This window comes from Kaarinaea lacus (assembly GCF_975902315.1).
Window position 1 is genome coordinate 1 of record NZ_CDLKIE010000327.1, and the last position, 5,363, is coordinate 5,363.

Genomic DNA, 5,363 nt, shown 5'->3' on the forward strand with positions numbered 1-5,363 from the left:
GATATACAGTTGGTATCGTTCCCCTTGAAGGCATGATTGTTGTTAAAGATCCTGAGTTGCGCCGCGAGATAGTGCAGCAAGAAACGCTTATGGCTCACGCTTATGGCGTTTCAAGGGCAAGATTACTGTCTGCATCTAATGAAATTGTTGATTCAGACATGCGCTTATCAGCCCCGGCATTGCGAAAATTATCGTCAGGGCTATAAATTAGTAGAGAGGTGATAAATGAAATACGTAGTAATGACGCTGGTCTTTGAAAAAGATGTAGCGGATCTAAATGAAGAAGAAATAGCCGAGTACATCAGCGCCCTGAAGCACAATTACGTTTACTGGTCGCCGCAGGCTGATGCAGTCAAAATTGTACCGATGGACGCAGAGGAATTAGAGGTGGAAAATGCCAATATTTAAGCAACAACGATACCGACACAGCGTTAATGCCGTTGAGGATGCGCGGCGTGCTGGTTGTGAAGTTTACGAATGCCGCACCGATAATGGTCGGCGGCGAACCTTCTGGGTACACAGTCCTGATGGTAAAGAGCATTTGGGCATCAAAGAGGGTGAAGTCGGCCCAGCCACCAACATGCACATCGTCCTCACTTTCAGCAAGTGGGGCATTATCATGCTGGTGATGGGCGTGGTGTTAGGCGCGTTAGCACAATTGTTCGGTCTTGGCTAACGCTCCCGAATCTGGAAAACCATAGTCCTGTTCGCAGTGTGAGCAGGACTATTGTCTGTTTCAATCTCGCACATAATCCGGTAGTCATTGTCAACGGTGCCACCAGTCACCCAGGCTACAACAGACGTATTACCATCAGAAATTGCATACGTACTAACGGTTATGCCAGTTGCAGGTGAAAAGGTAGCTGTGCTAATCAGCACCCCAGACGATAGCCATTCGGACCAATCCCACTTGTAGTCTAGAGTTTCATCAGGATCTTTCGTTACCGTTTTCATGGATAGCCTCTTTTGCTTTCCGTCTTGCTTCCCTTACTGATGTCCAATACTTGTAGACACCCCCGGGTGGGAAACGCTTGCCTTCCAAGTCGTTGTTGATGTGGTCGCAAGCAATGTTGGTGTCAACTAGAAAGGGGAACTCCTTTTTTTGATACTCTGGCCAGCCAGCTTTCTCAAAGTATCCACCTTCCATGACTCGCTTACACCAATCCAAATCAGACGTACCAGATACGGTGTTGTAACCACCAGTTTCGGGATCGAACCACGCTTTCTTGGGTGTATTGAATATTCGCCTGAGCGTTGTTGATCCAACTTGGTATTCTTCACAATCTTCCCACATCGCTTTGAGTATTGACGTATGAATAAGCAGCATACCCGTTGGCACGCCATCGCACCAGACTCTATCGCCTATGTCGAAATCTTCATAGGCCAGCGTCCCCTACCCCGGTAGATCAATGGCTCACTAGGCATAGATCGGGTGAAGTAGAAGCCAGATACAACAGGAACCAGTTCCGTTTTCATGTATTCAGCAAAACGCAACATAGCATCTGGCTGGGGCAGCATATCATGTTCGTACAGCAGAACCCAGTCATAATCCTGTTCCATCGCCTTCATGACGATTAAGTTCTGTGCGTCATCCACTTGGTAGCCCAAAGGATACAAGCCTTGCACGCCAGTATACTGCCATAACTGCACCCAGCCCCAATTGGTCGGGAACACCAGACCATATCGGGCCTGAATCCACTCAACCCGCACCATGCCCGTTGTTGCTGTTCCAACGATCAGTTTGGGATTGACTACAGTATCGTCATTCTTTTCCAAATCAATAGTGTAGCCACTGCTGTTTGCATCTATTTTTTGCCAAGGTTTATCGCTCATTTGTATTCCACTCCTGCCAGTTTAATTAACACCAACTCCATATTACCCGCAGGGTGCGCGGTAAGTGCTTTGATGCGCCAGGGTTTTGGCTTGTAAATTGTCCACAATACTACACCGTAATCAGTGACACGCTCGGGACAAAAATAATCCCAGGTTGCCTCGTTGCAGGGATTACAATGTGTTGGATCTTGAATATATCCTTGGCTACTGCCATGAGGTGTGGCGATGGCAAATTGTCCACCAACTTTCATCACTCGCCACACTTCGTCCATAAATCGCAAGAAGCCGCCTTTATGCGGGTTGATATGCTCAACCAGATGGCTGGCCATTGCCGTTTTGACACATTCATCAGGCAAGGGCCAGGGATATTCCTCAACATCGTGAATAATATCCACGCCAGGAAGGTCACGAATATCCATCCCAATGAAGCCTTCTTGCTTCATCTCGCCGCAACCTATATCAAGAAATATGCCCTGGTTTTGCCTGATTAATTCATCAATATCCATTTATGCAAACGTCCACGTATAGGTGACGTTCACATTTTGGTTGGTATCGCAGGAACTTGACGAATAGGTGGAACCAGCCAAAAGAGATCCGCCGCTGCTGGTAGCAAAGCAGCCCACGTTACGAATATTTGATTGCCCAGACAGGAAATTGTCAGAACTCTCAAACGTTGCCGTAAACTGCATCGCTGTACTGCCATTAACAGCAGTGGAAACTGCTGCCCGACTATCCACTTCGCCCTGCAAGGTAGTGGCGTTGCTAGCAGGGATAGTTCCCGTACCAATGGCCAAGTGGGTTACTGCACTTGATCCAGCAATGCCGCCAAGCAACTGGCAAAGGTTCTCAAATCCCTCATTGGTTATCTGGTTTTCCAACCAACCAGAATCACCTGCGATACCGAATCCCCCAGGTTGTTCGATCTGCACGCGATAAAAACCACGCACCTTGATCCCATCGCCTACGGGTTCCGGTTTGGCGGCAATATAAGCCGCCAGCTCTTTATTGTGATCACTCATTTCTAAACCTCTTAAATTGTGTATACACGATCTTCAGATTCAATATCATATACCCTGTCATCAGAGACTACAGTGTACGTCCTGTCATCAGCGTATATATAGTATGTTCGATCTGCTGGTGTCGGCATAAATATGCTGATCAATACAGCCTCGCTTACAGAAATCGTTTCTGTAATATTTATTTCATAGGCAATGCCTTGAATGGCTACGGTTCTTCCCTCACCCACACTGACCGCATCGACAACAGATATTGCCAGACCCAACGGATCAACAGTAATTATATCAGATACGTCAACCGGCTCGGTAACAGATATGGCCAGTGCGTCAGGCAGCACAGCCAGTGCCGTTTCGCCAGTTGTTACCGGCTCTGTGACCGAAACAGTCAGATCATCCAATGCCACGCTGACTGTTTCACTAACGGTCACAGTCTCGGTAATACTAATTGTCAAGTTGGACGGCACGCCAACAGAAACATTTAGCGACTCGCCAACATCAACTGCTTCAGCAGCAGTGATGGCCAGATCGTCCAACGCGACATTAACAGATTCGCCTGTGGTAACAGCCTCGGTCACACTCACAGCCAACGGGTCAGGTAACGTGACAGTGACGCTTTCCGAAACAGTTACCGATTCGGTGATGTTGATGTATAACTCACCAGCAACAGGTACAATAACATTAACGGACTCACCAACGGAAACAGGCTCGGTGATGTCAATCGCCAGCGGGTCAGGCAACGTGACGGTGACATCTTCTGAAACATTAACAGGCTCGGTGATGCTTATTAGTGCTTCTAGCAAAGCATCGACGATCTCGCCTGTGGTTACAGATTCAGTGATATTGATAAAGCTTTCTAAAATAGCGTTGACCGACTCGCCTGTCGTGACGGCTTCGGTTATAGCTATGAAACTTTCTAAGATAGCGTTGACTGACTCGCCAACGGTTACTGGCTCGGTTGTGGAAATGGCCAGATCGTCTAGCGCAACCGATACGCTTTCGCCAGTTGTCACCGACTCGGTGATATTAACGTAAAGTTCACCGGCCACAGGAATGGTGACATTAACCGACTCGCCAACGGTTACAGATTCGGTGATGCTGATGGCCAGATCGTCAAGCTGTACGCTGACTGACTCGCCAGTCGTGACCGGCTCGGTGATGTCGATAGTTGTTTCCAGTTCTATACTAACCGACTCGCCGGTCGTAACCGATTCAGTAATGTCAGCAGTTAGGTTGTCTAGTGCGACACTGACCGATTCACCTGTAATTACAGGCTCGGTGATATTGATACTGAGCAGCCCACTGGTATCCGGCGCAAGACCAAAAAGAATGAACTGCGGGATGCCACTTGGCGTGCCAATACCGAGCGTAATTAGGTACGGATACCCATATAGTTTTGCGTCAACAGATTCGCCGGTCGTGACTGGCTCGGTAATATTGATGGACAGAGCATCAGGTAGTTCGGTTGCTACACTTTCACCAGCGTCAACCGGCTCAGTCACACCAACAGCCAGATCATCCAGGGCAGTAGTCGTTGACTCGCTGACATCAACTGGATCGGTTACGCCAATGGCCAGAGCGTCTAAAGCAACCGTGAGAGATTCACCAACATCAACCGGCTCGGTGATGTTAATGTCCAGATCAACCACACCAGTAGAAACGGATACATTAATCGACTCGCCGGTCGTGGACGGCTCGGTTACGCCAATAGCCAAGTCAGCTAAAGCAATGGTGGGAGATTCGCCAACCGTCACAGCCTCGGTAATGTTAATTTCCAAGGCAGATAAGGAAACTGTAACTGACTCCCCTGTCGTAACTGGCTCGGTGATGGCTATAAACGAATCCAGGCGCATTTGCACCGATTCGCCAGTGGTTACAGACTCGCTGATAGATGATGTGAGATTACCAAGCGCAACTGTAACCGATTCGCCTGTCGTAGCTGCCTCGGTAATGTCAACTTGTGGATCACCACCAGCAAAAGATAAGTTTTGTGTAAACTCAACCCACGGATTATAAGCTGTGGTTTCTGTGTCGTTTTCTGGTAAGTCTGAAACCGATATATCGCCTATCGCGACATCAGCGTCATGTGAGTTTTGTGGCGGTCCTGGGTCGCCGCCTGTACCTATTTCAATAACAATACGGTCATTTGCGCTGGCCACGACTTGTGTTGATGTGACAGAGTATGATCGGTTTGTCAGCGTTGCTTCTTCTAATTCAGTATCGTCACGTGATTCACAAATAGTGCCACGCACTGTCGATCCATCATTAGACAAAACACGAATTGACACGGATAAATATTGGTCGTGCTTGGCATTTTCCTCAGATGCCCGAATTTGTACCTTAACCGTTTGTGCGGTAATTGTTTGCGACTCAATGGGATCTGAAATCCACTGCCCATAAATATAGTCAGTGTCATTTGTGTCCGTGTTTCCGTCCAGAGAAATCGTTGTCATGGACGATGCCGCTTTCGTGGTACTGGTTGGATACCGCGCGAAACCGTCAGCTTCACCATCCCAC

9 protein-coding genes are annotated in these 5,363 nt (G+C 48.2%); 3 read left to right on the top strand and 6 right to left on the bottom strand.

The features are described from left to right. The 3 genes from ACWVCM_RS10580 to ACWVCM_RS10590 all read left to right on the top strand — a co-directional run. Window positions 1–206 (top strand): hypothetical protein (locus tag ACWVCM_RS10580; protein WP_455201718.1); only part of this gene is annotated, 206 nt, incomplete at its 5' end. Window positions 207–225: 19 nt separating this feature from the next. After that, window positions 226–408 carry a hypothetical protein gene (locus ACWVCM_RS10585; RefSeq protein ID WP_455201719.1) on the top strand — a complete coding sequence of 61 codons (183 nt, stop codon included), beginning with the start codon at window positions 226–228 and terminating at the stop codon, window positions 406–408. Beyond that, the gene (locus ACWVCM_RS10590) at window positions 395–676 is read left to right on the top strand and encodes a hypothetical protein (RefSeq protein ID WP_455201720.1); all 282 of its coding nucleotides are present in this window, start codon (window positions 395–397) and stop codon (window positions 674–676) included. The genes ACWVCM_RS10585 and ACWVCM_RS10590 overlap by 14 nt, the downstream gene beginning before the upstream one ends. On the opposite strand, the gene ACWVCM_RS10595 is transcribed toward ACWVCM_RS10590, so the two are convergent. The 6 genes from ACWVCM_RS10595 to ACWVCM_RS10620 all read right to left on the bottom strand — a co-directional run. Then, window positions 673–954, bottom strand: a complete 282-nt coding sequence (locus ACWVCM_RS10595) for a phage fiber-tail adaptor protein (protein WP_455201721.1) — start codon at window positions 952–954, stop codon at window positions 673–675. The genes ACWVCM_RS10590 and ACWVCM_RS10595 overlap by 4 nt on opposite strands. Further along, window positions 929–1,339, bottom strand: a complete 411-nt coding sequence (locus ACWVCM_RS10600; protein WP_455201722.1) for a hypothetical protein — start codon at window positions 1,337–1,339, stop codon at window positions 929–931. Before ACWVCM_RS10600 ends, ACWVCM_RS10595 begins: the two co-directional genes overlap by 26 nt. Before the next feature lie 23 nt (window positions 1,340–1,362). Further along, the gene (locus ACWVCM_RS10605) at window positions 1,363–1,833 is read right to left on the bottom strand and encodes a hypothetical protein (RefSeq protein WP_455201723.1); all 471 of its coding nucleotides are present in this window, start codon (window positions 1,831–1,833) and stop codon (window positions 1,363–1,365) included. Continuing rightward, complete coding sequence (locus ACWVCM_RS10610) at window positions 1,830–2,339, bottom strand: class I SAM-dependent methyltransferase (protein ID WP_455201724.1); 510 nt, start codon at window positions 2,337–2,339, stop codon at window positions 1,830–1,832. The genes ACWVCM_RS10605 and ACWVCM_RS10610 overlap by 4 nt, the downstream gene beginning before the upstream one ends. After that, a complete protein-coding gene (locus tag ACWVCM_RS10615) occupies window positions 2,340–2,852 on the bottom strand; it encodes a hypothetical protein (protein ID WP_455201725.1) in 513 nt (170 codons plus the stop codon). An 11-nt stretch (window positions 2,853–2,863) separates the two neighbouring features. Continuing rightward, window positions 2,864–5,363 (bottom strand): hypothetical protein (locus ACWVCM_RS10620; protein ID WP_455201726.1); only part of this gene is annotated, 2,500 nt, incomplete at its 5' end.

Bases quoted from the DNA above. Each gene is read 5' to 3' on its own strand.
- ACWVCM_RS10610 (WP_455201724.1), bottom strand. From the start codon at position 2,339: ATGGATATTGATGAATTAATCAGGCAAAACCAGGGCATATTTCTTGAT.
- ACWVCM_RS10595 (WP_455201721.1), bottom strand. From the start codon at position 954: ATGAAAACGGTAACGAAAGATCCTGATGAAACTCTAGACTACAAGTGG.
- ACWVCM_RS10605 (WP_455201723.1), bottom strand. From the start codon at position 1,833: ATGAGCGATAAACCTTGGCAAAAAATAGATGCAAACAGCAGTGGCTAC.
- ACWVCM_RS10615 (WP_455201725.1), bottom strand. From the start codon at position 2,852: ATGAGTGATCACAATAAAGAGCTGGCGGCTTATATTGCCGCCAAACCG.
- ACWVCM_RS10585 (WP_455201719.1), top strand. From the start codon at position 226: ATGAAATACGTAGTAATGACGCTGGTCTTTGAAAAAGATGTAGCGGAT.
- ACWVCM_RS10590 (WP_455201720.1), top strand. From the start codon at position 395: ATGCCAATATTTAAGCAACAACGATACCGACACAGCGTTAATGCCGTT.